Raw genomic sequence first — 24626 nt, 5'->3', positions numbered from 1 at the left:
CTCTGTCTCGTCTTATTTGTTTACCAGCGACTTAATGACATCGGCCACCCGGACGTCAGCATCAAGGATCGCTGCATCGCGTGCTGCCGTTGCCATCTGTACAAGCGCATCACGGTCTAATTGTTTTAATTCATCGGCCAAACCTTGAACGGTCAGATCCGGCTGCTCAATCATCCTTGCAGCACCACACTGGACCAAATGGTCTGCGTTCAGGGCCTGCTGGCGATCTTTGTGCATAAAAGGAATAAAAATGGCGCCAACACCAACCGCAGACAATTCTGACACTGTCAGTGCACCGGAGCGACATACCACAATGTCAGCCCAGTTATACGCCTTGGCAACATCATCAATAAACTCTGTCACCTTATGCGGAGCATCGGTTTTCGCCGCATAAGTCTGCTCGGTTTCCTTCTGGCTGCCTTTACCGGCCTGATGCCAGATAGTAACGTGTTCGCCAAGTAAAGCGGCGACTTCTGGCATGGTCTGATTGAGGATACGCGCACCTTGGCTGCCGCCCATCACCAGAATACGAACCGGCCCCTGACGATCAGCAAAGCGCTCATTAGGAAGAGGCAGTACAGTAACATCGCGACGTACCGGATTGCCAACAACCTCACGGCCTGGGAATGCCCCAGGGAATGCCTGCAGAACTTTGGCTGCAATTCGTGACAACCATTGGTTCGTCAAACCGGCAACTGCATTTTGCTCGTGCAAGACAACCGGCACACCGGATAACCAGGCTGCTACGCCGCCCGGTCCGCTAACATAACCACCCATACCTAACACCACATCCGGCTGCCAGGCTTTGATATATTTCCGGGCCTGCATAATTGCACCGATAATCTTGAACGGTGCTGCCAGCAGGCGTGCAACGCCTTGGCCACGCAAGCCTTTCACTTTGATAAAATCTATTTCGATACCATGCTTAGGAACCAGATTGGCCTCCATCCGGTCAGCCGTGCCGAGCCAGCGGATTTCCCATCCTTCTTCCTGAAGTTTCTTGGCCACAGCAAGCCCGGGAAAAACATGACCGCCGGTACCGCCGGCCATCACCAGTAAACGTTTATTCTTCTTCATTTTCTTCGTTTTCTTCTAAATCTTCCGCAGGACCATATCTGGCAGCTAATCGCTGTTCATGATCGATTCGAATCAAAATGGCAACCGCCGTCGCCATAATAAATAAACTGGAGCCACCGTAACTGATCAGTGGCAAAGTAAGGCCTTTCGTCGGCACCAACCCGGCCGCCGCCCCAACATTGACCAATGTCTGGAAGGCAAACCAGAAACCAAAGCCGAAAGCCAGAAAACCGCCAAACAGCTGGCCGGTCTGCAGACAGCGTCGTCCAATAAACAGGGCCTTAAAAACAAGTGCAAACAATAGCATAATAACAATCGTAACACCTAACAGCCCTACTTCCTCCGCCAATACCGCAAATACAAAGTCGGTATGTGCTTCAGGCAGGTATTCCAGCTTTTGAATTGAGTTACCGAGCCCCTGACCTAACCAATCACCCCGACCGAACGCCATCAGTGACTGAGTCAACTGATAGCCACTACCGAACGGGTCTTCCCAGGGATCCATAAATGAGGTCACTCGCCGCATACGGTAGGGTTCGAAAACGATCAGCAGGATAATTCCCATTACCGCCATTGCCAACATCGCAAGAAACTGCCACAACCTGGCTCCGGCGATAAACAGCATCCCAACAGTGGTGACAAACATCACTACGAACGACCCCAAGTCCGGCTGCTGTAACAGCAAGAAAGCGAGAATACCAAGCACAATCAGAGGCTTGATGAAGCCATAGAAACTATCACGCACCTGATCATACTGGCGAACCAGATAACCGGCCAGGAAGATAAACAACGACAGCTTGGCAACCTCTGCCGGCTGGAGGTTAAAAATCCCCAGCGGGATCCAGCGTGATGCACCGTTAACAGAACGCCCCACCGCCAATACAGCTATCAACAAGACAATGGACACTAGCAACATAGGCACACTGAGTTGACGCCAGCGGGCCAGCGGGATCTGTACCATCACACTGGCAATAACCAACGAACAAAGGAGAAATACGCCGTGGCGCAGGGCAAAATAAAACGGCATATCCGTAAGACGGGTTGCTACCGGCACTGAAGCCGATGTCACCATCACCAGTCCGGTAACCATTAATGCCAGCGCAATCCAAACCAGCTGGCGATCATACATGCATGGGGCTGCAGGACGGGTGAACCAGTCACTGACCGCAGACCAATTCTCCTTGATCTGCTCCAGCATTAATTTGCTCCGGCGACTTTATACTGCAGTTCGTTAGCCAGCGCGACAAAAGCATCGCCCCGTGCCATAAAGTTGGGGTACTGATCAAAACTGGCGCAAGCCGGTGAGAGCAATACCATGTCTCCGGCCTGTGCTGTATCTGCCGCTATTTGCATTGCCTGCTCCATGGTTTCTACCGATAACGGTGCTTCAACAAGCGAAGCGAAATGATGGCCATCCCGGCCATAACAGTAAAGCTGTACGTTAAGATTAGCCAATACTAGCTTTAGTTCAGAAAAATCAGCGCCTTTTCCGTCACCACCAACTAAAAGGTGCAGCTTACCTGATAGGTTCAGTCCTTTCAGGGCAGCCAGGGTACTGGCAAGGTTGGTCGCCTTGGAATCATTCACCCACCGCACATCCTGATAATTTGCCACCAACTGACAGCGGTGTGCCAAGCCATTATAACGCTGAAGAGCCCGACATGCGGCATCATGACCGATACCAGCAGCATCAGCCAAAGCTAAAGCCGCCAGGCTGTTGGCGACATTATGACGGCCAACCAGAGCGATCTGGCTTGTCGCCATTACCGGCTGCTGGTCAACGGCAAGATACTCTTCGTCATTTACCGTAATCAAACCGTAAGCTTCAGAATCAAAACCGAAGCTGGTCATAGCACCATAAAAATCAACCGGGCGTGTTGCCAAATCATCGCGATTAAATACCGCCAGTTCTGCATGGCAGAAAATACGCATCTTGGCCTGACTGTAATCTTCCAGACCGTTATAACGATCCATGTGATCTTCAGAAAGGTTCAGGTATACCGCCGCTTTGAGTTTCAGGGATGATGTTGTTTCCAGCTGAAAGCTCGACAGCTCAAGTACGTAAAGGTCGTGATCCTGAGCCAGCATATCCAGGGCGGCAAAACCAATATTACCGCCAACACCGACATTGATACCGGCTTCTTTGGCCATTTCGCCAACTAAGCTGGTGACGGTGCTTTTACCGTTAGAGCCAGTAATCGCCACCACAGGCTTGGTTACGGCACGGGCAAACAGCTCGATATCGCCAACAATTTCAATGCCAGCTTCGGCTGCCTGCACGAGTTCAGGTGTTGCCAGCGCAATACCTGGGCTGGCGACAATCATATCGGCAGCCAGCAACCAGTCCATATTCCACTGACCGCTGCAAAGCGCTACCGATTCCGGCAATTGATCCTGGCCTGGTGGCGTGCTGCGGGTGTCGATCACTTTAATATCCAGTGGCTGTGGCAAACACAGCAAATGCTTCACCACCGACAGGCCTGTCATTCCCAGACCGATTACAACAACGTTTTTCACACCATCCAAGCCTTTCATTTAACGTACCTTCAGTGTTGCCAGGGCAATCAGAACCAACATAAGAGTAATGATCCAGAAACGGACAATTACGCGCGGCTCCGGCCAGCCTTTTAGCTCGTAGTGGTGATGGATAGGTGCCATACGGAAAATACGCTGACCACGCAGCTTGTAAGAGCCCACCTGCAGGATCACAGATACAGTTTCCATTACGAATACACCACCCATCACAACCAGCAGCAGTTCCTGACGAACCAGCACAGCAATGGTACCCAGCGCACCGCCAAGTGCCAACGAACCTACATCGCCCATAAAGACCTGTGCTGGATAAGTGTTGAACCACAAAAAGCCAAGGCCCGCACCGACAATCGCGGTACAGACGATAACCAGTTCACTGGCATCTTTCAGATACGGAATATGCAGGTAGTTCGCGAAGTTAACGTTACCTGTCGCCCAGGCAATAAATGCCATACCGGCAGCAACCATCACAGTTGGCATAATTGCCAGACCGTCCAGGCCGTCTGTCAGGTTAACGGCATTACTGGTACCGACGATGACAAAATAAGTCAGAATGATGTAGAACAGACCAAGCTGCGGCATCACATCTTTAAAGAACGGCACAACCAGCTGAGTCGCTGCGGTATCCTGCCCATGCACATACAAGGCAAACGCCACACCGAATGCAATCACTGACTGCCAGAAATATTTCCAGCGCGCGATCAGGCCATCAGTATTTTTACGCACTACTTTACGGTAATCATCGACAAAACCGACTGCACCATAACCAAGCATGACTGTCAGTACCGCCCAAACGTACGGGTTGGACAGATCACACCAAAGCAGAACCGTGATTGATATGGCAGCCAGGATCATAAGCCCGCCCATTGTCGGGGTACCACGCTTACTGAAGTGAGACTCTGGACCTTCGTTACGGACAACCTGGCCAATCTGCAACATTTGCAGGCGTGCGATCAAGCGCGGTCCCATCCACAAAGAGAGCAGCAATGCTGTCAGGATACTGATGATCGCGCGGAACGTCAGGTACTCAAACAAGCGGAAAAAGGGAAACGTAGACTGTAATACGTCAGCTAACCAATAAATCATTGTGTGTTTTCCTGCAGTGCGACAATGACGTCTTCCATCCGGGAGCTGCGAGCCCCTTTTGCCAGCACTGTAACTTCTGTTTTTTGTGAATTAAGTTGTTCAGTCAGTTGTTGGATTAACGCTGACTTATCATCAAAATGTAGGCCGTGGTTCAACTCACTGACCACTGCACTGGCTTTACCGTAAGTCAGTACACGATCCAGTGATTTACCCATGGCGTACTCGGCAACTTCACGGTGCAAAGCCGCGCTGTCCTCTCCCAGCTCAGCCATATCACCCAGCACAAACCAGCGCTGACCGGAGAAAGTCGCCAGCAAATCAATCGCCGCCTTTACCGATGCCACACTAGCATTGTATGTATCATCAATCAGGCGCAAGCCTTCGCGAGGTTGGGTAACCTCTACCCGGCCTTTAACATTTTCAACCAGCTCTAGGCCGGTTTTAACCTGCTCAAGTGTCGCGCCCTGCGCAATAGCCAATGCCGCCGCCGCCAGGGCATTTGCCACATTATGAACGCCAGGCATAGTCAGTGCGACAGATACATCACCGCAAGGGGTGTGCATTGTAAAACAAGCGCGCCCCTGACTGTTAATAATAATGTCACTAGCTGAGAAGTCGGCCGCAGCCTGAGTCGCTGAAAACGTCACAACCTTATGCTCAGCCAGCAATGGTTGCCAAAGCGCCTGATCGTTAGAGTCCAGATTAATCACCGCCGTCGCCTGGCTGATATCAGCAGAAGCAAGCGGTGTAAGGCCTTCAAAGATTTCGCCTTTTGCCTTGGCAACCCCTTTAAGTGAACCAAAACCTTCAAGGTGTGCTGCTGCCAGGTTGTTAATTAAGGCAACCTGAGGCTTCACCAGATTCGTGGTGTAGGAAATTTCATGCTGATGGTTAGCTCCCAGCTCAATCACCGCAAATTCATGCTCAGGAGTCAGGCGCAGCAGAGTCAAAGGAACGCCGATATCATTGTTGAAGTTGCCTGCCGTCGCCAACACTTTTCCTTTGCGAGCCAGGATAGCCGCGGCCATTTCCTTAACCGTAGTTTTGCCACAACTGCCGGTCAGCGCCAGGGTTTTCAGGCCACATTGCTGTTCCATTTGCAGCTTCACCCAGGCCCCCAGCTGACCTAATGCCAAACGGGTATCCGCGACCACCAGCTGAGGCAACGCAACAGGTAAGTGCCTGCTTACCAGCAGCGCGTCAGCGCCATTGTCCATTGCTGTCTGGCAGAAGTCATGGGCATCAAAACGCTCACCTTTAAGCGCGATAAATAACGTTTTATCAGCAATTTTACGGGTGTCCGTCGAGACATCGGCAATCGTTCTGTCATCACCGATCAACTCGGCACCTAAAACTTTTGCCAGTTGCGAAAGCTGAACTTCAATCATGCGTCATTCTCCAGTAATGCCTGCACTGTCTCGCGATCTGAGTAATGAATCGTGCGATCCGCCAGAATCTGGTAATCCTCATGACCTTTACCGGCCACCAGAACAATATCTTCAGAGCCAGCTTGAGTTAGTGCCCACTGACAAGCCTCACGGCGGTCATGGACCACTTTGGCTAATGCGGGCTGCTTCAGGCCCGCCAGCATATCTGTAACAATCAGCGCCGGGTCTTCACTGCGCGGGTTGTCATCGGTCAGGATCACTTCATCGGCCAGGTTTTCAGCAATTGCCGCCATCATCGGGCGCTTGCCTGTATCACGGTCACCACCACAGCCGAAAATACACCATAATTTTCCGTCGCAGTGCACACGCAGGGCATGCAGCGCTTTTTCCAGTGCATCTGGTGTATGAGCGTAATCAACAACCATCATAGGTTTGTCAGTTTTCTGAAAAACCTCCATCCGGCCAATCACCGCCTGAAGCTGTGGTGCGGTTTCCACCAGACGCTCAAGCGGATGACCCGTTGCCAGCAAGGTTGCCAGTGCCAGCATCAGATTCATGACATTAAATGAACCAACCAAAGGCGCGGTAAACTGCCCGAATCCCCAAGTCGAGTCAAACGCGACTGTGACACCTTGTGTGCTGTAGGCCACTTTTCCCAGCCACAGAGCCGGACCCTGATGCTTCGCCAGAGAGGCTTTATCACTCGCAACAGCTACCGCCTGAGGCAAGGTTACCAGCCAGTCACGCCCGACAGAATCATCAGCATTAATCACGGCAATGCCAGCGTGATGTTCGGTAAACAGCAATTTTTTCGCTTCTGCATAAGCGGACATATCACCGTGATAATCCAGGTGATCACGACTTAAATTAGTAAAAATACTGGCAGCAAAATTCAGGGCCTTAACCCGCCCCTGAACCAAGCCATGGGAAGAGACCTCCATGGCAGCAAAATCCGCACCGTCATTGACCAGCTCCGACAGCACCTGAGCAATTTCAATCGCACTGCCGGTTGTGTTTACTGCAGGCTTTAGCTGCTCCAATAAACCATTACCAGTAGTGCCCATCACTCCGGCGCGGTAATCCAGTAACTGTGCCCACTGTGCCAACAACTGGCTGATTGTCGTTTTACCGTTAGTGCCGGTTACCGCAACCAGCTTAAGCTTTTCATCCGGCATACCATAAAAGCGGCGGGCCACAGCCGATAGCAACGTCCCTAAATCACGCAGATAAATGATTGCAATGCCATCCTGACAGGTTACTTCACCATGTTCAGCAACGCCCTCAGCCTCAGCCAGTATTACGGCGGCCCCAGATTCAATCGCTGCGGGAATAAACCGGCGTCCGTCAACCGCATGACCTTTAACAGCAACAAACACTTCACCGCTACGAACCTGGCGGCTGTCTAATGTCATACCGGCCAGTTCAAGTTCGGCCAGTCCGGCAGGCAACGCCCCGGCTGCAATCCATGGAGACAACAAGGTTCCCAGTTGATTATTCTGATTAAGTACCGGCATGCGTATTGCCTCTGTTGTGTACAATATTTAATTTTTCATTTGTCCCGGCATCCGGCGGCACATTCAGGATCTGAAGTGCACTTTCCATGACTTCCGAGAAGATAGGTGCTGCAATGGCACCACCATAATATTTATCGCCCTGCGGCTCATTGACGACCACCACCATCGCAATACGCGGGTTACTGATCGGAGCCAGACCGGCTGTCATCGCTACATATTCATCACTGTAACCACCGGCAGCGGCTTTCTTTGCGGTACCCGTTTTGGCACCAACGCGGTATCCGGGCACGGCTGCACGTTTGGCACTGCCATCCTTGCCGGTTACCATTTCCAGCATGCTCAACAGCTTGCGGGTATTTTCAACCGATGCGACCTGACGCCCCGGTACAACTTGTTCTGTTTTCAGGATCGACAGCGGGCGATTAACACCTACCGCGCCTAACGTGGCATAAGCTCGGGCCAGCTGGATCGGCGTCACCGAAATACCGTAACCAAAGGCCAAAGTTGCACGCTCAAAATCAGACCAGCGACGACGATCCGGGAAAAAGCCCTGTGCTTCACCGATAAGGTTGATCCCAGAGGCATCCCCCAACCCGACACTGCTGTACATTCCCAGCACCGCATCGACCGGCATCGCCAGTGACAGCTTACTTACCCCGATGTTACTGGACTTCTGGAGGATCCTGGCCAGATTGGCTTTACCGACTTTAGATACGTCACGTACCCGGCTACCACCAACCTGCATAATGCCGTTGCCAGTATCGATAATGGTATCCTCATCAGCGACACCATTTTCCATCGCCGCCAGTACCACAAACGGTTTAATAGTCGAGCCCGGCTCCATGGCATCAGTAATGGCACGGTTACGCATTCGGAAGCTCTGAAGCTGATCCCGATTATTCGGGTTATAAGATGGAGCATTCACCATTGCCATAATTTCACCGGTACGAACATCCACCATCACAATGGTGGCTGACGTTGCACGGTAATCAGCAACCGCCTGTTTAACGGCGCGGTAAGCAACAGCCTGAAGGCGCTGGTCGATACTCAATGTCAGCGGCTTACCCGGCTCTCTTTGCTTAAGGGAGATATTCTCAACAACCCGGCCATAGCGGTCTTTACGTACGGTGCGGCGTCCCGGCTCTCCGGTCAGCCAACCATCATAGGTCCGTTCAACCCCTTCAAGGCCATGGCTGTCGATACCTGTCACCCCAACCAGGTGGGCACTGACTTCACCGGCGGGATAAAAACGGCGTGACTCATCTTTAAGGCCAACTCCCGGCAGTTTTAGTTTACTGACGTAGGCCGCCATAGCAGGACTCACCTGGCGCTGCAGGTAGATAAAACGACGCTGTTTGTTCTTTTCAATGCGGGACAACAACTGGCGACGCTCCAGCCCCAACACATCCGCCAGCGCATACCAGCGGTCTTGCTGTTCAAGGCCACCGTTTTTGAAAATCTGTACAGGATCGGCCCAAACAGCCTGAACCGGAACACTGACCGCCAGTGATTCACCGTTACGATCAGAGATCATACCGCGGGCAGAAGGCATTGCTTTGACCCGAAGAGAGCGCATGTCCCCTTCCTGAATCAATTTGCCCGGTTCCAGAACCTGAATGTAAGCGGCGCGCCCGACTAACGCGAGCATAGCCAGAGCAACGCAAGCGCAAATAACACCAAAGCGCCACGGGATAAAAACCGGTGGCGCTTTCTGGCGACGCTGATTCTTAGATTGTTGACGCTTGAATATCTTCATCAAATCTCTTACTGCACGACGACTTCACTGTCTACGGAAGGACGTTTCATCTCCAACTCCTTCTCTGCCAGCCGTTCAATCCGACTGTGCTCCGCAAGTGAGTTTTCTTCCAGAATCTGGTTCCGCCATTCGATATCCAACTGATCCCGTTCGATCAACAGTTGCTCCTGCTGAGCAATTAACTGTCGGGAATGATGGGTGATTAAAACCACACCCAGGGCAGAAATAAGCACCAGAACCAACAGGATCAACGGCACCCGGCCAACCGACACGAGATCCCGTGCGATCTGGCGGGCAAGGTTGTCAGTTGGTTCTGGTACTGAATTCATAGACGTTCAGCCAGACGTAATACTGAGCTACGAGAGCGGGCATTGTCGCCGATTTCACTTTGTGACGGTTTAATCGCCTTACCAACCGGCTTCAGTGCAGCAGAACCAAGTGCTTTAATTTGATCTTCAGTCAGAGGCAAACCAGCAGGTACTTCTGGTCCTTTACTCTGCTTACGGATAAAACGCTTCACCATGCGGTCTTCCAGCGAGTGGAAACTGATCACTGACAAGCGCCCCTCTGGAGCCAGTACGTTCAGTGCACCATGTAGTGCTGTATCAATTTCTTCCAGCTCACTGTTGATGTAAATACGGATAGCCTGGAAACTACGGGTAGCCGGGTGCTTGTGCTTATCACGGAACGGCGAGACTTCAGCAATAAGTTTTGCCAGCTGAAGAGTGCGAGTCAGCGGTTCATTCTCTTCATTTTCACGGTAAGCCACGATGCCACGGGCGATACGCTTGGCAAAGCGCTCTTCACCGAACTCTTTCAGCACCCAGGCGATGTCATCGGCATCCGCTTCAGCCAGCCATTCTGACGCAGATACGCCGGATGTCGGATCCATACGCATGTCCAGCGGACCATCACGCATAAAGCTGAAGCCGCGCTCTGCATCATCCAGCTGGGGCGACGAAACGCCCAGATCCAGCAAAACACCATCAACACGCCCAATCAAATCGCGTTCTTCCATGTATTTTTCCATACCGGAAAAAGGACCGTGAATGATAGTAAAACGCGGATCATCGATTTTCTGTGCTTCGGCAATAGCCTGCGGGTCGCGGTCGATACTGTACAGACGGCCATTTTCACCCAGTTGTGACAAGATTAAACGGCTGTGGCCACCTCGTCCGAAAGTACCATCAATATAGATACCATCAGGTTTGATCGCCAGACCATCAACAGATTCGTGGAGCAGAACGGAAACGTGCTCAAATTGTTCAGACATAGAAATAAATTCAGCTGTTATGTAGCTCACCAGGAGTGCACAGTTGCAAATTGCAGCCCCAGTTGAAAAAGTGTGTATTTAAAGGAGGAGATTGCCTGCCAACGAAAGGCTTTAAGCAATAAAGCACACATGTTTATCGTTACTAAACAGCTTATCCCGCAAAATCCCACCGCAAAGTGTACGTATGAGACAAAAAAGTTGTCAAGCAGGAGGTCTGCTTTCTGACAAACAAATGATATTGCCGGGCACAGATTTAGTTTTGATATTAAAAAGATACGACAATAGTAATTAAATTTCCGCTGTTTTAGTCAAATCTCTGTCATACCAACATCCAGAAATAACCGTAGTGTACTTTTCAATATCGGTAAAAAAACTTCATGTGCTTACATTGATATTCAATTCACCATCTTAGTTTACCAACTTCACAGTATGGAAATACAGACATTCCTTTTTTGATGATTGTGTCGATACAGTCTCGGTTCGAACAAAAAACGCACTATATTCTCTGGCACCTAATACTGAGGAATATGCTATCTGGTGTCCATGATAAGTCGCAGAGCAATGCTTCAATCGGTGATAGCCACGCATCAATCTTAATAATAACAAATAGTGAACCACAAACTGTCAGTCCATCCTCCTCTTTTCGATAGCAATCTTCAGACATCGCCACGTCATTCAGTCAAACCATAACAGGAGTATATGGTGAAGCTCACAATAAGAAATAAAGCTATCTTGGCAACAGTCATTGCCGCCCTGGTGATCATTACCACGATGGGAACCTATTCCTACCTTTCAAGCTGGAACATTCTTATCGACAAAACCTTCCACCGCGAACTGCCCGCTGTGATGGGAGAAGTAAGTAATGATTTACACGCCCAGCTCACCGTACCGGTTACCGCCTCGCAAACCCTCGCCGTTTCACCTCTTTTCACTCAATACACAAGCCAGGCTGCAACAGAGGATATTGCTGCCTTCCTGGCTGATATAAAGCGGGAGTTCGGCGCGATTAGCGCTTACTTTGTCTCTGCCGATGACAATACCTACTATTACCCTGACGGTGTACTAAAAATCATGAACCCGGCGAATGCCGGCGAACAGTGGTTCTATCAATTCATCCTCTCGGACAAGCCCTTCGAGCTGACAATTGATACCGAAGGGGCTACAGGGATACCGACCCTGTTTGTCAATTATGCCGTGCTCAGTAATGGCCGCCGGATAGGGGTAGCTGGCATCGGGCTGACACTCGATAGCATTGCAGAGCTGATCAGCCAGTACCGAATTGGTGACAGCGGTATTGTATTTCTGGTCGACGGACAAGGCATCATCAAAGCCCACCCGCAAAAGCAGTTTATTGGACAATCACTCGCAGATTTGGGGATCCGCGATTACCAGTCCCTGCTTAACAGCAACACCCCGACGGTGCTGGAAATGAATATCGAAGGCAATCCACAGGTCATTGGTGCCAAAGCAATGCCATCTATCGGCTGGACACTGATCAGCCAGGTACCCAGAAAAGAAGTAATGGCTTATCTGGACAGCTTCAGCCTAAATATGATCCTAATGGCGCTGACTATTGCGGCTGTTTTCATTCCCGTTGTAGCCTGGTCTACCAACAAGCTACTCTCACCTTTTGCCCGGGTGGCGCAACTACTGGAAAATATCGGCAGCGGCGGTGGTGACCTAACCCAGAGACTGGATGATGCGCGACATGATGAAGTCGGCCAAATAGCCAAAGGTTACAACCAGTTCGTTGAATACCTCAGTGGCCTGCTACAGAACGTCTCTGAGACAGGTAAGGAGATCTCAGACTCCATTCAGAACGTCAATCAATTGGCCAGTTCAATGGAGCAGGAAATCAAGAACCAGACCAGCCAGATTGAACAGGTTGCAACAGCTGTCCACGAAATGGGAGCCAGCTCAGATGAAGTCGCACAGAGTGCTGACGGTGCTGCTGCCAGTGCAAAATCTGCTACTCAAGCCATTGAAACCGGTCATCAATCAGTGACAGCAACTCTGGCCAGCGTCGAGAATATGAATCAACAGCTGAGCAGTACTAACGAGGTTGTCACTCAACTGGCTCATGATGCCGGCTCTATCGACACAGTTCTTGACGTGATCAGCGGCGTTTCAGAGCAAACCAATCTGCTGGCGCTCAATGCCGCTATTGAAGCCGCACGGGCCGGTGAGCAGGGGCGCGGATTTGCAGTGGTGGCAGATGAAGTCAGAACCCTGGCGTCGCGAAGCAAGGAGTCGACCGAGGAAATTCGCCAAATCATAGAGAAACTGCAACAGCGAACGGATGCTGTCGTCAATGCACTGACCACCAGCCTCGAACTGGGTAAAAGCTGCCAAAATGAAGCCACCCAGTCAGAACACCAGCTCACAGCCATTTCCGTTAGCGTCAATGAAATGAATGCCATCAACATGCAGATCGCCTCTGCTACAAGCCAACAATCCAATGTGGTGAATGAAATATCCCCTCACGTTGCCAGCATTGCTGACATTGCTCATCAGAGTGACAACATGGTTGAACAGACGGCAAGCGACTGTAACCAGCTAAAACAAAAAGCTGATCAGCTAACCTGTCTGGTTAACCAGTTTAAGTTCTGATGTTCAGAAATAACATTCAAAGAAGAAAGGATTAAAACAAAAACGGCCTCACACGAATGTGAGGCCGTTTTCTTGAAAGTGGTGAGTTGGCCGATAAGCCGGGTTCTGTCCCGCTTGCGCGGTGGTAACCATTCCTCTAGGCCTGCAATCGCTCACAGGCTCAAGCAACCTACCCGTCCCCAACGCGGGCCACGCCATTAGGGACCTATTTGGTCTTGCTCCGGGTGGAGTTTACCGTGCCACGAACTATTACTAGCCGCGCGGTGCGCTCTTACCGCACCCTTTCACCCTTACCTGTGCCATCCCGAAGAACGGCCATCGGCGGTTTACTCTCTGCTGCACTGGTCGTAGGCTTTCGCCCCCCAGACGTTATCTGGCACCCTGCCCTGTGGAGCCCGGACTTTCCTCCCCCTCGTCAGTCTCCCAAAGGACATCAACGAGGCAGCGGTTACCTGGCCAACTCAGGCGACGGATTGTATAGGACTTGGTTCACAGTTACCAGTGAAAATTCCTACAACATTCCGATACGCCTGAAAATAAAGCAATTGCGCATAAGCCTGGAAGGCTGAAACCAACGCAAGAGCTTGCTCAAAACCTCAATTTAATCGAGATTCTCAAGTCCCCACTTATACAGCGCATTCTTCTTCACACCGTGGATCTCAGCAGCCAGTGCCGAGGCTTTCTTCAGCGGCAGCTCCTTTGTCAGCAGCGCGACAGTACGCAGGGCATCTGCCGGCAACTCATCTTTCTGTGCTCGGTGACCGGCCACAAGCAACACCATCTCTCCCCGGATACGGTTACTGTCCTCACCCAGCCATTCAATCAGTTCACCCAGAGGTGCGCCATGAATAGTTTCATAGGTTTTGGTCAGCTCGCGAGCCAGCACCACCTGACGTTCGGCACCAAGCACTTCCAGCATATCAGCCAGTGAATCCATGATACGGTGTGGAGACTCATAAAAGATCATCGTGCGTTCATCATTAGCCAGTTCCTGGAAACGATCTTTACGCCCTTTGCTCTTCGGCGGCAGGAACCCTTCGAAACTAAAGCGGTCTGATGGAAGGCCAGCACCACTCAATGCAGTAATTACTGCACAAGGGCCAGGAAGAGGAACAACTTTGACACCCGCCTGACGGCAACGGTTAACAAGATGGTATCCTGGATCGCTGATCAGCGGCGTACCCGCATCAGACACCAAAGCGATGCTGGTACCTGCTAACAGCTTCTCGATCAAATAATCAGCTTTTTGCTGCTCATTGTGATCGTGGAGCGCAAAGGTGCGGGTTGAGATAGAGAAATGTGTCAACAAGCGTGATGTATGGCGTGTATCTTCTGCGGCAATTAAATCCACATTAGCTAATACATCCAATGCGCGCTGCGTGATGTCAGCTAAATTGCCGATTGGTGTCGGAACGATGTACAAAGTTGCGACATCTACCGCGCATGAATTGGTCTCACTCATTTGTCTAAGATCTCATCTGCAATTAATATAGAGAGTAATTTGTCACAGTTGAATAAAATCAATGCTCAATTTTACCCATAAGCGTAAAAGTGTATCACGACTGTTAGCGCCTGTAGCCCTCGCTTTGATATTAGCGGGCTGTTCTACACCTACCCAACAACAAGTTGTGAGCGCTGATATTACCGCTGCCACCACCGACAGCGCTGCAAATTATCTGCTCAAAGCCGAGTCGAGTGAAGGCACTCAAAGCATCGATTGGCACATTCTTGCCCTCAAGGCAATGATCAAGGAAGGTCAATGGATACAGGCTGAGCAACAAGCCAACCGTCTGGGACGAATGACAATGAACCCGCTCCAGATGGCGGAATGGCAACTTGCCCGCGCAACTCTGCGCTACCAGCAGGGACAACCTCAACCGGCTCTGGAAACCCTGAACTTCCAGCCATGGTGGACCCTAGCTGACAGCCAGTATAAACGCTACCACATGCTGCGTGCCGAACTCCTGAGCCAAACAGGTCAGTCTTTCCTTGCTGCCCGCGAACGAACCGCGCTGGATCAGTTCCTGGCAAACGAACAAAAAGCGGCCAACTGGCAAAACCTGTGGCGTGATATCGCTCAGTACAACAATAACCAGTTACAGTCTGCGAGTTTAGACAGTGATGAAACCGTACTTCGTGGCTGGGTTCAATTGGGCATTCTGAAAAACACCTATTCCCAGCGTCCGGGTAAACTCAAGGCGATGGTCGAGGAATGGCTGAGCCAGAACCCTTACCATCCCGCCAATCAATACCTGCCAGCCGAGCTGCAGGCCATCATGGAGCTGGAAATCATCCAGCTGAATAATGTCGCCCTACTACTGCCACTGAGCGGACGTTTCGAAAACTCAGGCAAGGCGGTCAGAGATGGCTTCATCAATGCCATGCTGGATGATACCGGCCGCGATGCCGACACCGAGCTGACTATCTATGACACCGAGGCCGAGCCAATCAGCGCGATCCTCGGCAAACTGGAACAAGATGGTATTGAGCTGGTGATCGGTCCGCTACGCAAAGAAAAAATCACTGAATTCCAGCGCAGCAACGGCACCAATATCGCGATGCTGGCTCTCAATGAGCCGGAACAACTGTCGATGACTCAGGCCAATGCCTGTTATTTCTCATTGTCGCCGGAACAGGAAGCCGCACAGGCAGCCCAACACCTGTTTGCAAAAGGCCATCAATACCCGATGGTACTGGCTCCGGGAAATGACTTCGGCCAGCGTGTGAGCAGTGCTTTCATCGAACAATGGCAGCAACTGACCGGTAAATCTCCGGCAATCAGCAGCTTCAGTTCCCGTAAGCAAATCCAACAGCAAATTGCGACGGTATTCGGCCTGACTGAAAGCCAGTCCCGCATCAACCAAATGAAACAGGTGCTGGGTATTGATTTGGAAGCCCAACCACGCAGCCGCCGTGACACGGATGCCGTTTACCTGATAGCAAATAAGACTGAGCTGACCCTGCTTAAGCCGTTTATTGAAGTAGCTATCAACCCGGATATCCAACCGCCTAAGTTGTATGCCAGCTCACGCAGCAATCCTGACAGCAGCAACTTAAATGAATTACGCGGTATTGAATTCAGCGATATCCCGCTGCTGGTTGATGCCAACCATAACTTCATGGCGCGATATAATGAGCTGTGGCCAAACGCCCAGAACAAAGATATCCGCCTCCATGCCTTCGGGATGGATGCCTATAAGATGATTGCCGAACTACCGCAAATGCGCGTCGTCGACAATTACTCAACCTCGGGCAAAACCGGTCGCCTGAGTCTTGATGATGAATGTGTGATTCAACGTCAGCTCAGCTGGGCTATTTTCTCCGGCAATGGTATTGAACCGGTTCAATAAACGCCGGCAGGGACAAGCCTATGAGGCCATGGCGGAGCAATTTCTGCACCGCCATGGCCTTGTTCCTGTTTGCCGTAACTTCCAGTGCCGAGGCGGCGAGCTCGACCTGATCATGCGTGATGGCCGCTGTTGGGTATTTGTCGAAGTAAAATTTCGCCAGCGTAACCATTACGGTTCTGCCGCCGAAGCGGTAAACTGGTACAAACTACAGAAGCTGAAGCGAGCTGCTCTGTTTTGGCTTCAGAAACAAGGCCTTTCGGCCGAACACACTGAATTTAGGTTTGATGTCGTAGCCATTGAGGGACACGAGCACCAAATTGAGTGGTTAACCAATGTCTTAGTTGAAGGTTGAACCATGCTAGAAAGCATCAAAGAAAGCTTTACAGAAAGTATTCAAACCCAGATTGCAGCCGCAGAAGCCCTGCCGGATGCAATCTCTCAGGCTGCCCAGCTGATGGTACAGAGCCTGCTTAACGGCAATAAGATCCTTTGCTGCGGTAACGGTGGTTCTGCGGCTAATGCCCAGCACTTTGCTTCCTGCCTGATTAATCGTTTTGAAACCGAGCGTCCGAGCCTGCCAGCTCTGGCTCTGACAGCAGATACCGCGACCCTGACGGCCATCGCTAACGACTATCACAACGATGAAATCTTTTCTAAGCAGGTCCGCGCGCTGGGCCAGAAAGGCGATATCCTGTTTGTTCTGTCAACCAGCGGCAACAGTAAAAACATCATCAAAGCAATAGAAGCGGCCCTGACCCGCGACATGACCATTGTCGCCCTGACCGGTAAAGACGGCGGTGAAATGGCAGGACTGCTGGGCATACAGGACGTCGAAATCCGTATCCCGTCTCAGCGCACAGCCCGCATTCAGGAAGGTCACCTACTAACGGTCCACTGCCTGTGTGACCTGATTGATAAAGTCCTGTTCCCGCATCACGAAGGATAATGATGAAACTCTACCGTGTTTTGCTTGTTGCCCTGCTACTGATTCTTCAAGGCTGTTCAATGCTGTCCCCGTCGGATCCACGTACGGCTAAGCAGCAATGGCTTGATCAGCAAATCGAGATGGAAGTCGGTGGCATTGCCAATAAACCACCTTTCCTGCAGCAATCCCGTATCAATGCTTTTGCTCTCGAAGGTAAGGTGCTGCTGGTCGGCCAGGCAGTTGATCAAGCTACCCGACAACAGCTGGTGGACAAAGTCCGCACATTGGCAAATGTAGAAACGGTTTATGATCAAGTTCAGATCCGCCCACTGCCACAACTTAGCGAAGTCAGTAAAGACAGCTGGATCACCACCAAAGTAAAATCACAGCTGATTGGCAGCAAGAAGCTCACCGATGTTTCGGTTTCAGTCGTCACGGAAGCACAGGAAGTTTTCCTGCTCGGTTATGTTACCCGTGAACAAGGAAATATTGCCGCCGAGATCGCACGAAACGTCTCAGGGGTGAAGAAAGTAGTGAAGGTATTCGAGTATCCGCAATCACAATAACCATGCGAATAGCAAGCAAGATAAACCTGTTAGAGAATTGCAGCCCAAAAAGAAAAACGCAGCCGGATGGGCTGCGTTTTTTTATTTCACGACACGAAGGCTTGGTCGGCCACGAGGACGCGGCGGCTCATCATCTGGGCCGTTGTCATCATCGTTATCAACAACATCAGCGACCGGAGATAATGGCTCACCAGTCACTTCAGAAAGACCACCCATGCTCTCTTCTTCATCATCGATCACTTCGATGTCTGCCATATCAGCAGCATAAGCCGGCTCCGGCTCAAACATAGTTCCAGCACCGTTTTCACGGGCATAGATTGCCAATACCGCATAAAGAGGAACAATTACCGAGTGCGGGCGACCGCTGAAACGAGCGTTGAAGCTGATAGCCTCATTACCCAGTTCCAGGTTGCCAACCGCACGAGGAGCAATGTTCAGCACGATCTGGCCGTCGCTGACAAACTCCATCGGTACTTTCACACCCGGTAGTGTTGCATCCACCACCAGGTGAGGGGTCAGGTCGTTGTCGACCAGCCAATCATAAAATGCGCGCACCAGATAAGGACGGCGCGGCGTCATTTTGTCCATATCCATTCTTATTGACCAGCAAGGCGCATTTCGCGCTCAGCTTCTGTCAGTGAAGCCAGGAATGAATCACGCTCGAATACTCGAGTCATGTATGCTTTCACTTCTTTTGCACCAGCACCGGTCAGTTCGATACCCATTTCAGGCAGGCGCCACAGTAGCGGTGCCAGGTAACAGTCAACAAGGCTGAACTCTTCGCTCATGAAGTATGGGAACTCAGCAAATACAGGCGCCAGCGCCAGCAGCTCGTCACGTAGTTGTTTACGTGCTTTGTCTGCTTCTTCTGCAGTGCCGTTATTAACTTTCTCTGCCAGTGTGTACCAGTTACGCTCAACACGGTACATCATCAGGCGACTGTTACCACGGGCAACAGGGTAAACTGGCATTAGAGGTGGGTGAGGGAAACGCTCATCCAAGTACTCCATAATAATGCTAGACTGGTACAGAGCAAGTTCACGGTCAACCAGAGTTGGAACCGTATGGTACGGGTTTAGATCTTTTAGGTCTTCAGGCAGGTTGTTTGGATCAACCAGCTCGATTTCAACACTAACACCCTTTTCTGCAAGTACAATACGCACCTGATGGCTGTAGATGTCCGAGGCATCAGAATACAGAGTCATCACAGAGCGTTTATTGGCAGCAACAGCCATTAACCCCTCCAGTATACTTAAATACACAAAAAGCAACGGGGGCTTGGGCCCCCATTGCGAGATACTAACCCACTAGATTACCCGATCAGTGGACATCACGCCAATACTCTTTCTTCAACAGTAATGTTAGTACAAAGAATATGACGATAAAGCCCATCACCCAAAGACCCAGACGCTGACGTTCCAGCTTCACAGGCTCGGCTGAATATTCTAGGAAGTTAACCAGGTCGCGAACTACTTCATCATACTCTTCTTCATTGAGCTCACCTGTCCCATCCGACCTAATACCGACATATTCCTGCACTTCTTCCCCGTCAACCAAGCGGGTTTCGTACACTTTAGTCGGCACCCCCTGAAGCTCTTCCAGCACATGCGGCATACCCACACTCGGGAATACCACGTTGTTTACGCCAAATGGCCGACTCGGGTCGGCATAGAAGGAGCGCAGATAGGTATAAAGCCAGTCAGTTCCACGAACCCGGGCCACCAGTGTCAAATCCGGTGCCGGTGCACCGAATGAAGTTGCTGCATAATCCGTTGAAATCGCATTAGTCATCAGATCCCCGATCTTGGCATTGGGGTCAAAGATCATGTGCTCCTTCATCAGATCAGCCGGGATACCCAAGTCGGTAGCTACCCGCTCATAGCGTTGGTACTGGGTGGCATGGCAACCAAAACAATAGTTCATGAAAGTCTTGGCACCGCGCTGCAGCGAAGCTTTATCCGACAAGTCGTTATTGGCCTCATCCAGCGGTACCGATACACCCGCCGCCATAGTCAGAGAAGGCAGCAGTGCAAATAGCATTACAATCCACTTCTTCATTTGAATGTCACCCTCTCTGGTAGCGGTTTGGTTGCTTCATTCTTGCTATAGAAGAACAGCAGCACAAAGAACATGAAATAACCGAAGCTGAAAATCCGCGCCAATATGGTATAGGTTGGCGTGGCCGGCAACGCGCCCAGAATTCCTAATGCAATAAAGCAAACAGTGAACTGAATAATATTGATCAGGTGGATTTTGCTGCGGTAACGGTAAGAGCGAACCTTGCAGCGATCCAGCCAAGGCAGTAGGAATAGCACTACAATCGAGGCACCCATCGCTATAACACCGAGCAACTTATCCGGCACCGCACGCAAGATGGCGTAAAACGGGGTGAAGTACCATACCGGCGCAATATGCTCAGGCGTCTTCAGCGGGTTAGCAGCTTCAAAGTTAGGTGGCTCAAGGAAGTAGCCGCCCATTTCAGGATTGAAGAAAATAACATAGCTGAACAAGAAGGCGAAGACTGCTATACCGACCATATCCTTCACCGTACCGTACGGGTGGAACGGGATGGAATCGATAATGTCGTACTTCTTGCTGTAATACTCATGGAATGGGAACTGGGTTTTGTAGCCCTCCCCCTTAGTGCCTTTTGGTAGCTTGGTTTCGATACCGTCCGGGTTGTTCGAGCCCACTTCATGCAAAGCCAGAACGTGCAGTACCACCAGCAACAACAACACAATCGGCAGGGCGATCACATGGAGGGCAAAGAAACGGTTCAAGGTAGCACCGGAGATCACATAGTCACCACGGATCCAGAGGGTCAGATCATCGCCGATCACCGGAATTGCACCGAACAGAGAAATGATTACCTGTGCCCCCCAGTACGACATCTGTCCCCACGGCAGCAGATAGCCCATAAAGGCTTCAGCCATCAGCACCAGGAAGATCAGCATACCGAACAGCCACAGCAGTTCGCGCGGCTTCTGGTATGAGCCATAGATCAGGCCACGAAACATGTGCAGATACACAACAACGAAAAATGCCGATGCGCCAGTAGAATGCATATAACGCAATAACCAGCCGTATTCGACATCACGCATGATGTATTCTATTGAGGCAAACGCCCCGTCACCCGACGGCACATAGTTCATGGTCAGCCAGATCCCGGTAAGGATCTGATTCACCAGTACCAGCATGGCCAGAGAGCCAAACAAATACCAGAAGTTAAAATTCTTCGGCATCGGGTATTCAGATAAGTGTTTCCGATAAGCGTTCATCATCGGAAGACGCTTTTCAATCCATCCGAGTAAAGCTTCCATTAGGCTGTCTCCTCATCTACACCGACCAGAATGGTGTTGTCATCCAGGAACGTGTGAGGTGGAACCACCAGGTTCAGTGGCGCAGGAACCCCGGCAAAAACGCGGCCGGCCATATCGAATTTAGAACCATGGCACGGGCAGAAGAAACCGGCTGTGATGCCGCTCACCTGCTCGTTGAAGGTATCTGGCAGATAGGTAGGGGAACAGCCGAGATGGGTACAGATCCCCACAGCCAAAAAGATCTCAGGCTTAACCGAACGATATGGATTCTGGGCATATTCCGGTTGCTGCGGCTCCTCCGAGGCAGGATCCCGAAGCTGACTGTCATGACCATCCAGTTCACTCAAAACGGCTTCACTTCGACGTACGACCCAGACAGGTTTACCACGCCACTCGACGCGAACCATCTGGCCATCTTCCAACTTACTGATATCAACTTCGACTGGGGCACCGGCAGCCTTCGCCCTGGCGCTCGGATTCCATGATTTGATAAAAGGCACGGCCACAGCGACTGCACCCAGGCCTCCGACAACTGAAGTCGTGGCAGTCAGGAAGCGGCGTCGACCATTACTTACAGGCGCATTGCTCATCCAACATTCTCCCATGTGCTCCCGCTCTGGAATTATTATTATGTCCCTTGGCGTCCCTGGAGCTTGCGGCTAACTTTCAATGAAAGAAACAACAGGTTAGGTCAATCAAAAACTGCTGCTTATCGCGCCAAATGATAAATAAAACCCCACATTTTGACAAGATAAAGCTACTTTTCTTTAACAAATGTGAGAGGTATGTTCTTTTTGTTTCAACTTTGAGTCACATTACAAAAAGACAGGGAAAAGCAGGATTAGGAAGAGAAGAACTAAGGATAACAAACTCGGCATGTTGTTATCAGCAGGACAAAAAAAAGCCCAACCCGAAGGTTGAGCTTTTCTGCACACAGTATCCAGAATAAATTCTGGCAGCGTAAATTAACGCTTAGAGAACTGTGGACGACGACGTGCTTTACGTAGACCAACTTTCTTACGTTCAACGCGACGTGCGTCACGAGTAACGTAGCCAGCTGCACGTAGAGCAGGACGTAGAGTTTCATCGTACTCCATTAGAGCGCGAGTGATACCGTGACGGATAGCGCCAGACTGACCAGTGATACCACCACCTTTAACAGTGATGTACAGGTCAAGTTTTTCAGTCATTTCAACTAGCTCAAGAGGCTGACGAACAACCATGCGAGCAGTTTCGCGACCGAAGTACTCTTCGATGCTGCGCTTGTTGATTACGATGTTACCAGTACCCGGCTTAATGAAAACACGAGCAGCTGAGCTTTTGCGACGGCCAGTGCCGTAGTATTGATTCTCTGCCATTGTCATCTTCCCCAATTAGATGTCTAGAACTTTAGGCTGCTGTGCAGCGTGGTTGTGCTCAGTACCTGCGTAAACTTTCAGCTTACGGTACATAGCACGGCCTAGAGGACCCTTAGGAAGCATGCCTTTAACAGCAGTTTCGATAACCATTTCTGGTTTCTTAGCGATCAGCTTGTCGAAGCTGATAGACTTCAGACCACCAATGTAGCCAGTGTGGCGGTGGTACATCTTGTCAGTACGCTTAGCGCCAGTTACCGCAACTTTCTCAGCGTTGATAACTACGATGTAGTCACCAGTGTCAACGTGCGGAGTGTATTCCGGCTTGTGCTTACCACGTAGACGAGATGCGATTTCAGTTGCTAGACGACCAAGAGTTTTACCTTCAGCGTCAACAACGTACCAGTCACGTTTTACAGTTTCTGGTTTAGCAACGAAAGTTTTCATGCTAATTCTTACCCAAAATTAATTAGTTTCACTTCACTGGAGCAAATTGCTCCATTCTGTACAGAGCCCAGTCATCACCCCTTCGAGTGGTTGGCACTCCCGGCTTTTGCCGTTACAGGTACGGTGGGTCGCAAGATTATAGGGAAGGGTGGAGAAAAAATCACCTTTTTTTCAAAAAAAATTGAGATTTTTTCTCTTTATCGTAATTTGCCAGGAAAGTGGTGTTTTTTCATGACTCTTGAAGCCACAAACTGGCCCTTTTCTCACCAGAAAATCTATGCCAGATGAGGGCGAGCCAAGTAATCATGACTTTGCATTTCTATAAGCCGTGAGCAACAGCGCTTGAATTCAAACTCCAGCCGCCCTCCTTGGTATAGCTCGGCCACTTCTGACTCTGCCGACATGATCAGTTTGACGTTGCGTTCGTAGAATTCATCAACCATGGCAATAAAGCGCCGCGCCGCATCATCGTCTTTCTCTCCCATCCTGCTCACACCGGAAACCAGCACGGTATGGTAAATCCGGGCAATTTCCATGTAGTCATTCTGACTGCGAGCCGTACGGCACAAGGTATGAAAACTGAAATGTACCACACCGTCAGCCTCATGGCGGGTCGGCAGCATCCGGTTATTTATATCGATTTCTTTATCATGCGTGCGCGGCTCAACGCTGAGCTGAGTGAAGTACTGCTCCAGGTTAGCTTCAGCCTGTTCATCAAGCGGGAAATGGAAGATTTCAGCCTGCTCCAGTGTTCGCAGCCGATAATCGACACCAGAGTCAACATTGACCACAGTGCAATGCTGGTTAATCAAATCAATCGCCGGCAGAAAACGGGCCCGTTGCAAGCCATTGCGATAAAGCTCATCGGGTGGGATATTCGACGTTGCAACCAGGGTGATGCCACGCTTAAACAACGCATCAAACAAAGTGCCGAGAATCATGGCATCAGTAATATCAGAGACAAAAAACTCATCGAAGCAAATGATGTCAGTTTCTTCTTTGAAGCGATCCGCCACCAACTCCAAAGGGTCAGACTGGGAGTCGAGCTGTTGCAACTCCTTGTGCACCCGGTGCATAAAGCGGTGAAAGTGAATACGCATCTTACGCTGAAGCGGCAGGCATTCAAAAAACGTATCGACCAGGTAAGTCTTACCCCGCCCGACCCCCCCCCAAAAATACACCCCTTTGACCGGTGTAAGTTCAGTCTTTTGCGGCCTTTTAAACAATCGGGATAACAGGCTTATCTGTGGCTTATACTCTGGTTCGGGAGCCAACAAGCGATGATAGAGGTCGTCAAGATGAGTAACAGCCATTGCCTGGGCGTTATCGGCCAGAAAACCCGGTTGCGCGAGATCTTGCTGATATTTCTGCTGTGGGGTCATTCCTTTGCACCACTCCTTTCGCTCCGTCTTTAGATCCAGATAGTA

23 protein-coding genes and 1 other RNA gene are annotated in these 24626 nt (G+C 50.7%); 5 read left to right on the top strand and 19 right to left on the bottom strand.

The features are described from left to right. Positions 1-12: 12 nt before the first annotated feature. From murG to rsmH, 9 genes are read right to left on the bottom strand one after another with little or no spacing between them, the layout of a single operon-like run. On the bottom strand, positions 13-1077 hold the full coding sequence (murG, locus tag C942_RS07895) for an undecaprenyldiphospho-muramoylpentapeptide beta-N-acetylglucosaminyltransferase (protein WP_036799240.1): 1065 nt from the start codon (positions 1075-1077) through the stop codon (positions 13-15). Beyond that, positions 1064-2275 (bottom strand): cell division protein FtsW, encoded by a 1212-nt coding sequence (ftsW, locus tag C942_RS07890; RefSeq protein ID WP_007464406.1) that lies wholly within the window; start codon positions 2273-2275, stop codon positions 1064-1066. The genes murG and ftsW overlap by 14 nt, the downstream gene beginning before the upstream one ends. Continuing rightward, the gene (gene murD / locus C942_RS07885) at positions 2275-3612 is read right to left on the bottom strand and encodes a UDP-N-acetylmuramoyl-L-alanine--D-glutamate ligase (protein WP_007464404.1); all 1338 of its coding nucleotides are present in this window, start codon (positions 3610-3612) and stop codon (positions 2275-2277) included. Before murD ends, ftsW begins: the two co-directional genes overlap by 1 nt. Beyond that, on the bottom strand, positions 3613-4695 hold the full coding sequence (mraY, locus tag C942_RS07880; RefSeq protein WP_007464402.1) for a phospho-N-acetylmuramoyl-pentapeptide-transferase: 1083 nt from the start codon (positions 4693-4695) through the stop codon (positions 3613-3615). Continuing rightward, entirely contained in the window at positions 4692-6083 is a 1392-nt protein-coding gene (gene murF, locus C942_RS07875; RefSeq protein WP_007464400.1) for a UDP-N-acetylmuramoyl-tripeptide--D-alanyl-D-alanine ligase, read from the bottom strand. The genes mraY and murF overlap by 4 nt, the downstream gene beginning before the upstream one ends. Next, positions 6080-7597: a UDP-N-acetylmuramoyl-L-alanyl-D-glutamate--2,6-diaminopimelate ligase gene (gene murE / locus C942_RS07870; RefSeq protein ID WP_007464397.1), complete on the bottom strand. Its 1518-nt coding sequence runs from the start codon at positions 7595-7597 to the stop codon at positions 6080-6082. Before murE ends, murF begins: the two co-directional genes overlap by 4 nt. Then, complete coding sequence (locus C942_RS07865) at positions 7584-9353, bottom strand: peptidoglycan glycosyltransferase FtsI (protein ID WP_007464395.1); 1770 nt, start codon at positions 9351-9353, stop codon at positions 7584-7586. The genes murE and C942_RS07865 overlap by 14 nt, the downstream gene beginning before the upstream one ends. Before the next feature lie 8 nt (positions 9354-9361). Continuing rightward, positions 9362-9682 carry a cell division protein FtsL gene (gene ftsL, locus C942_RS07860; protein WP_007464393.1) on the bottom strand — a complete coding sequence of 107 codons (321 nt, stop codon included), beginning with the start codon at positions 9680-9682 and terminating at the stop codon, positions 9362-9364. Next, complete coding sequence (rsmH, locus tag C942_RS07855; RefSeq protein WP_007464391.1) at positions 9679-10626, bottom strand: 16S rRNA (cytosine(1402)-N(4))-methyltransferase RsmH; 948 nt, start codon at positions 10624-10626, stop codon at positions 9679-9681. The genes ftsL and rsmH overlap by 4 nt, the downstream gene beginning before the upstream one ends. 699 nt (positions 10627-11325) lie before the next feature. Here rsmH and C942_RS07850 point away from each other — a divergent pair. Further along, positions 11326-13236 carry a methyl-accepting chemotaxis protein gene (locus C942_RS07850; protein WP_007464389.1) on the top strand — a complete coding sequence of 637 codons (1911 nt, stop codon included), beginning with the start codon at positions 11326-11328 and terminating at the stop codon, positions 13234-13236. A gap of 78 nt (positions 13237-13314) precedes the next feature. Here C942_RS07850 and rnpB read toward each other — a convergent pair. Together rnpB and rsmI are read right to left on the bottom strand one after the other, a co-directional pair. Continuing rightward, positions 13315-13700: RNase P RNA component class A (gene rnpB / locus C942_RS24320), an RNA gene on the bottom strand. A gap of 137 nt (positions 13701-13837) precedes the next feature. Further along, positions 13838-14698 (bottom strand): 16S rRNA (cytidine(1402)-2'-O)-methyltransferase, encoded by an 861-nt coding sequence (rsmI, locus tag C942_RS07845; RefSeq protein WP_007464387.1) that lies wholly within the window; start codon positions 14696-14698, stop codon positions 13838-13840. Between the two features lie 166 nt (positions 14699-14864). Between rsmI and C942_RS07840 the strand changes: the two genes are divergently transcribed. From C942_RS07840 to C942_RS07825, 4 genes are read left to right on the top strand one after another with little or no spacing between them, the layout of a single operon-like run. Then, positions 14865-16586: a penicillin-binding protein activator gene (locus tag C942_RS07840; RefSeq protein WP_232428151.1), complete on the top strand. Its 1722-nt coding sequence runs from the start codon at positions 14865-14867 to the stop codon at positions 16584-16586. Further along, positions 16564-16938 (top strand): YraN family protein, encoded by a 375-nt coding sequence (locus tag C942_RS07835; protein WP_036799235.1) that lies wholly within the window; start codon positions 16564-16566, stop codon positions 16936-16938. Before C942_RS07840 ends, C942_RS07835 begins: the two co-directional genes overlap by 23 nt. Positions 16939-16941: 3 nt before the next feature. Then, on the top strand, positions 16942-17532 hold the full coding sequence (locus tag C942_RS07830) for a phosphoheptose isomerase (RefSeq protein ID WP_007464381.1): 591 nt from the start codon (positions 16942-16944) through the stop codon (positions 17530-17532). 2 nt (positions 17533-17534) lie between these two features. Then, positions 17535-18077, top strand: a complete 543-nt coding sequence (locus C942_RS07825) for a BON domain-containing protein (RefSeq protein WP_007464379.1) — start codon at positions 17535-17537, stop codon at positions 18075-18077. Positions 18078-18158: 81 nt separating this feature from the next. Here C942_RS07825 and sspB read toward each other — a convergent pair whose 3' ends face one another. From sspB to zapE, 8 genes are all read right to left on the bottom strand, one after another. Then, positions 18159-18671, bottom strand: a complete 513-nt coding sequence (gene sspB / locus C942_RS07820; protein ID WP_007464377.1) for a ClpXP protease specificity-enhancing factor — start codon at positions 18669-18671, stop codon at positions 18159-18161. 2 nt (positions 18672-18673) lie between these two features. Next, the gene (gene sspA / locus C942_RS07815; protein ID WP_007464375.1) at positions 18674-19312 is read right to left on the bottom strand and encodes a stringent starvation protein SspA; all 639 of its coding nucleotides are present in this window, start codon (positions 19310-19312) and stop codon (positions 18674-18676) included. 85 nt (positions 19313-19397) lie between these two features. Continuing rightward, the gene (locus C942_RS07810; RefSeq protein ID WP_007464373.1) at positions 19398-20135 is read right to left on the bottom strand and encodes a cytochrome c1; all 738 of its coding nucleotides are present in this window, start codon (positions 20133-20135) and stop codon (positions 19398-19400) included. Further along, the gene (locus C942_RS07805; protein WP_007464371.1) at positions 20132-21397 is read right to left on the bottom strand and encodes a cytochrome b; all 1266 of its coding nucleotides are present in this window, start codon (positions 21395-21397) and stop codon (positions 20132-20134) included. The genes C942_RS07810 and C942_RS07805 overlap by 4 nt, the downstream gene beginning before the upstream one ends. Continuing rightward, positions 21397-21987 (bottom strand): ubiquinol-cytochrome c reductase iron-sulfur subunit, encoded by a 591-nt coding sequence (gene petA / locus C942_RS07800; protein ID WP_007464369.1) that lies wholly within the window; start codon positions 21985-21987, stop codon positions 21397-21399. Before petA ends, C942_RS07805 begins: the two co-directional genes overlap by 1 nt. Positions 21988-22362: 375 nt before the next feature. Beyond that, entirely contained in the window at positions 22363-22755 is a 393-nt protein-coding gene (gene rpsI / locus C942_RS07795; RefSeq protein WP_007464367.1) for a 30S ribosomal protein S9, read from the bottom strand. Positions 22756-22770: 15 nt separating this feature from the next. Then, positions 22771-23199 (bottom strand): 50S ribosomal protein L13, encoded by a 429-nt coding sequence (gene rplM / locus C942_RS07790; protein WP_007464365.1) that lies wholly within the window; start codon positions 23197-23199, stop codon positions 22771-22773. Between the two features lie 275 nt (positions 23200-23474). Beyond that, the gene (zapE, locus tag C942_RS07785) at positions 23475-24581 is read right to left on the bottom strand and encodes a cell division protein ZapE (RefSeq protein ID WP_007464363.1); all 1107 of its coding nucleotides are present in this window, start codon (positions 24579-24581) and stop codon (positions 23475-23477) included. Between the last annotated feature and the right edge of the window lie 45 nt (positions 24582-24626).

The organism is Photobacterium marinum, assembly GCF_000331515.1.
In the GTDB taxonomy this organism is placed as follows: domain Bacteria; phylum Pseudomonadota; class Gammaproteobacteria; order Enterobacterales; family Vibrionaceae; genus Photobacterium; species Photobacterium marinum.
The sequence above is the reverse complement of the archived record's forward strand: the minus strand, read 5'-3'. Positions and strand labels throughout refer to the sequence as shown.

Coding starts and splice junctions, on each gene's coding strand:
- murG (WP_036799240.1), bottom strand. CDS start 1,077: ATGAAGAAGAATAAACGTTTACTGGTGATGGCCGGCGGTACCGGCGGT.
- ftsW (WP_007464406.1), bottom strand. CDS start 2,275: ATGCTGGAGCAGATCAAGGAGAATTGGTCTGCGGTCAGTGACTGGTTC.
- murD (WP_007464404.1), bottom strand. CDS start 3,612: ATGAAAGGCTTGGATGGTGTGAAAAACGTTGTTGTAATCGGTCTGGGA.
- mraY (WP_007464402.1), bottom strand. CDS start 4,695: ATGATTTATTGGTTAGCTGACGTATTACAGTCTACGTTTCCCTTTTTC.
- murF (WP_007464400.1), bottom strand. CDS start 6,083: ATGATTGAAGTTCAGCTTTCGCAACTGGCAAAAGTTTTAGGTGCCGAG.
- murE (WP_007464397.1), bottom strand. CDS start 7,597: ATGCCGGTACTTAATCAGAATAATCAACTGGGAACCTTGTTGTCTCCA.
- C942_RS07865 (WP_007464395.1), bottom strand. CDS start 9,353: ATGAAGATATTCAAGCGTCAACAATCTAAGAATCAGCGTCGCCAGAAA.
- ftsL (WP_007464393.1), bottom strand. CDS start 9,682: ATGAATTCAGTACCAGAACCAACTGACAACCTTGCCCGCCAGATCGCA.
- rsmH (WP_007464391.1), bottom strand. CDS start 10,626: ATGTCTGAACAATTTGAGCACGTTTCCGTTCTGCTCCACGAATCTGTT.
- C942_RS07850 (WP_007464389.1), top strand. CDS start 11,326: ATGGTGAAGCTCACAATAAGAAATAAAGCTATCTTGGCAACAGTCATT.
- rsmI (WP_007464387.1), bottom strand. CDS start 14,698: ATGAGTGAGACCAATTCATGCGCGGTAGATGTCGCAACTTTGTACATC.
- C942_RS07835 (WP_036799235.1), top strand. CDS start 16,564: ATGGTATTGAACCGGTTCAATAAACGCCGGCAGGGACAAGCCTATGAG.
- C942_RS07830 (WP_007464381.1), top strand. CDS start 16,942: ATGCTAGAAAGCATCAAAGAAAGCTTTACAGAAAGTATTCAAACCCAG.
- C942_RS07825 (WP_007464379.1), top strand. CDS start 17,535: ATGAAACTCTACCGTGTTTTGCTTGTTGCCCTGCTACTGATTCTTCAA.
- sspB (WP_007464377.1), bottom strand. CDS start 18,671: ATGGATATGGACAAAATGACGCCGCGCCGTCCTTATCTGGTGCGCGCA.
- sspA (WP_007464375.1), bottom strand. CDS start 19,312: ATGGCTGTTGCTGCCAATAAACGCTCTGTGATGACTCTGTATTCTGAT.
- C942_RS07810 (WP_007464373.1), bottom strand. CDS start 20,135: ATGAAGAAGTGGATTGTAATGCTATTTGCACTGCTGCCTTCTCTGACT.
- C942_RS07805 (WP_007464371.1), bottom strand. CDS start 21,397: ATGGAAGCTTTACTCGGATGGATTGAAAAGCGTCTTCCGATGATGAAC.
- petA (WP_007464369.1), bottom strand. CDS start 21,987: ATGAGCAATGCGCCTGTAAGTAATGGTCGACGCCGCTTCCTGACTGCC.
- rpsI (WP_007464367.1), bottom strand. CDS start 22,755: ATGGCAGAGAATCAATACTACGGCACTGGCCGTCGCAAAAGCTCAGCT.
- rplM (WP_007464365.1), bottom strand. CDS start 23,199: ATGAAAACTTTCGTTGCTAAACCAGAAACTGTAAAACGTGACTGGTAC.
- zapE (WP_007464363.1), bottom strand. CDS start 24,581: ATGACCCCACAGCAGAAATATCAGCAAGATCTCGCGCAACCGGGTTTT.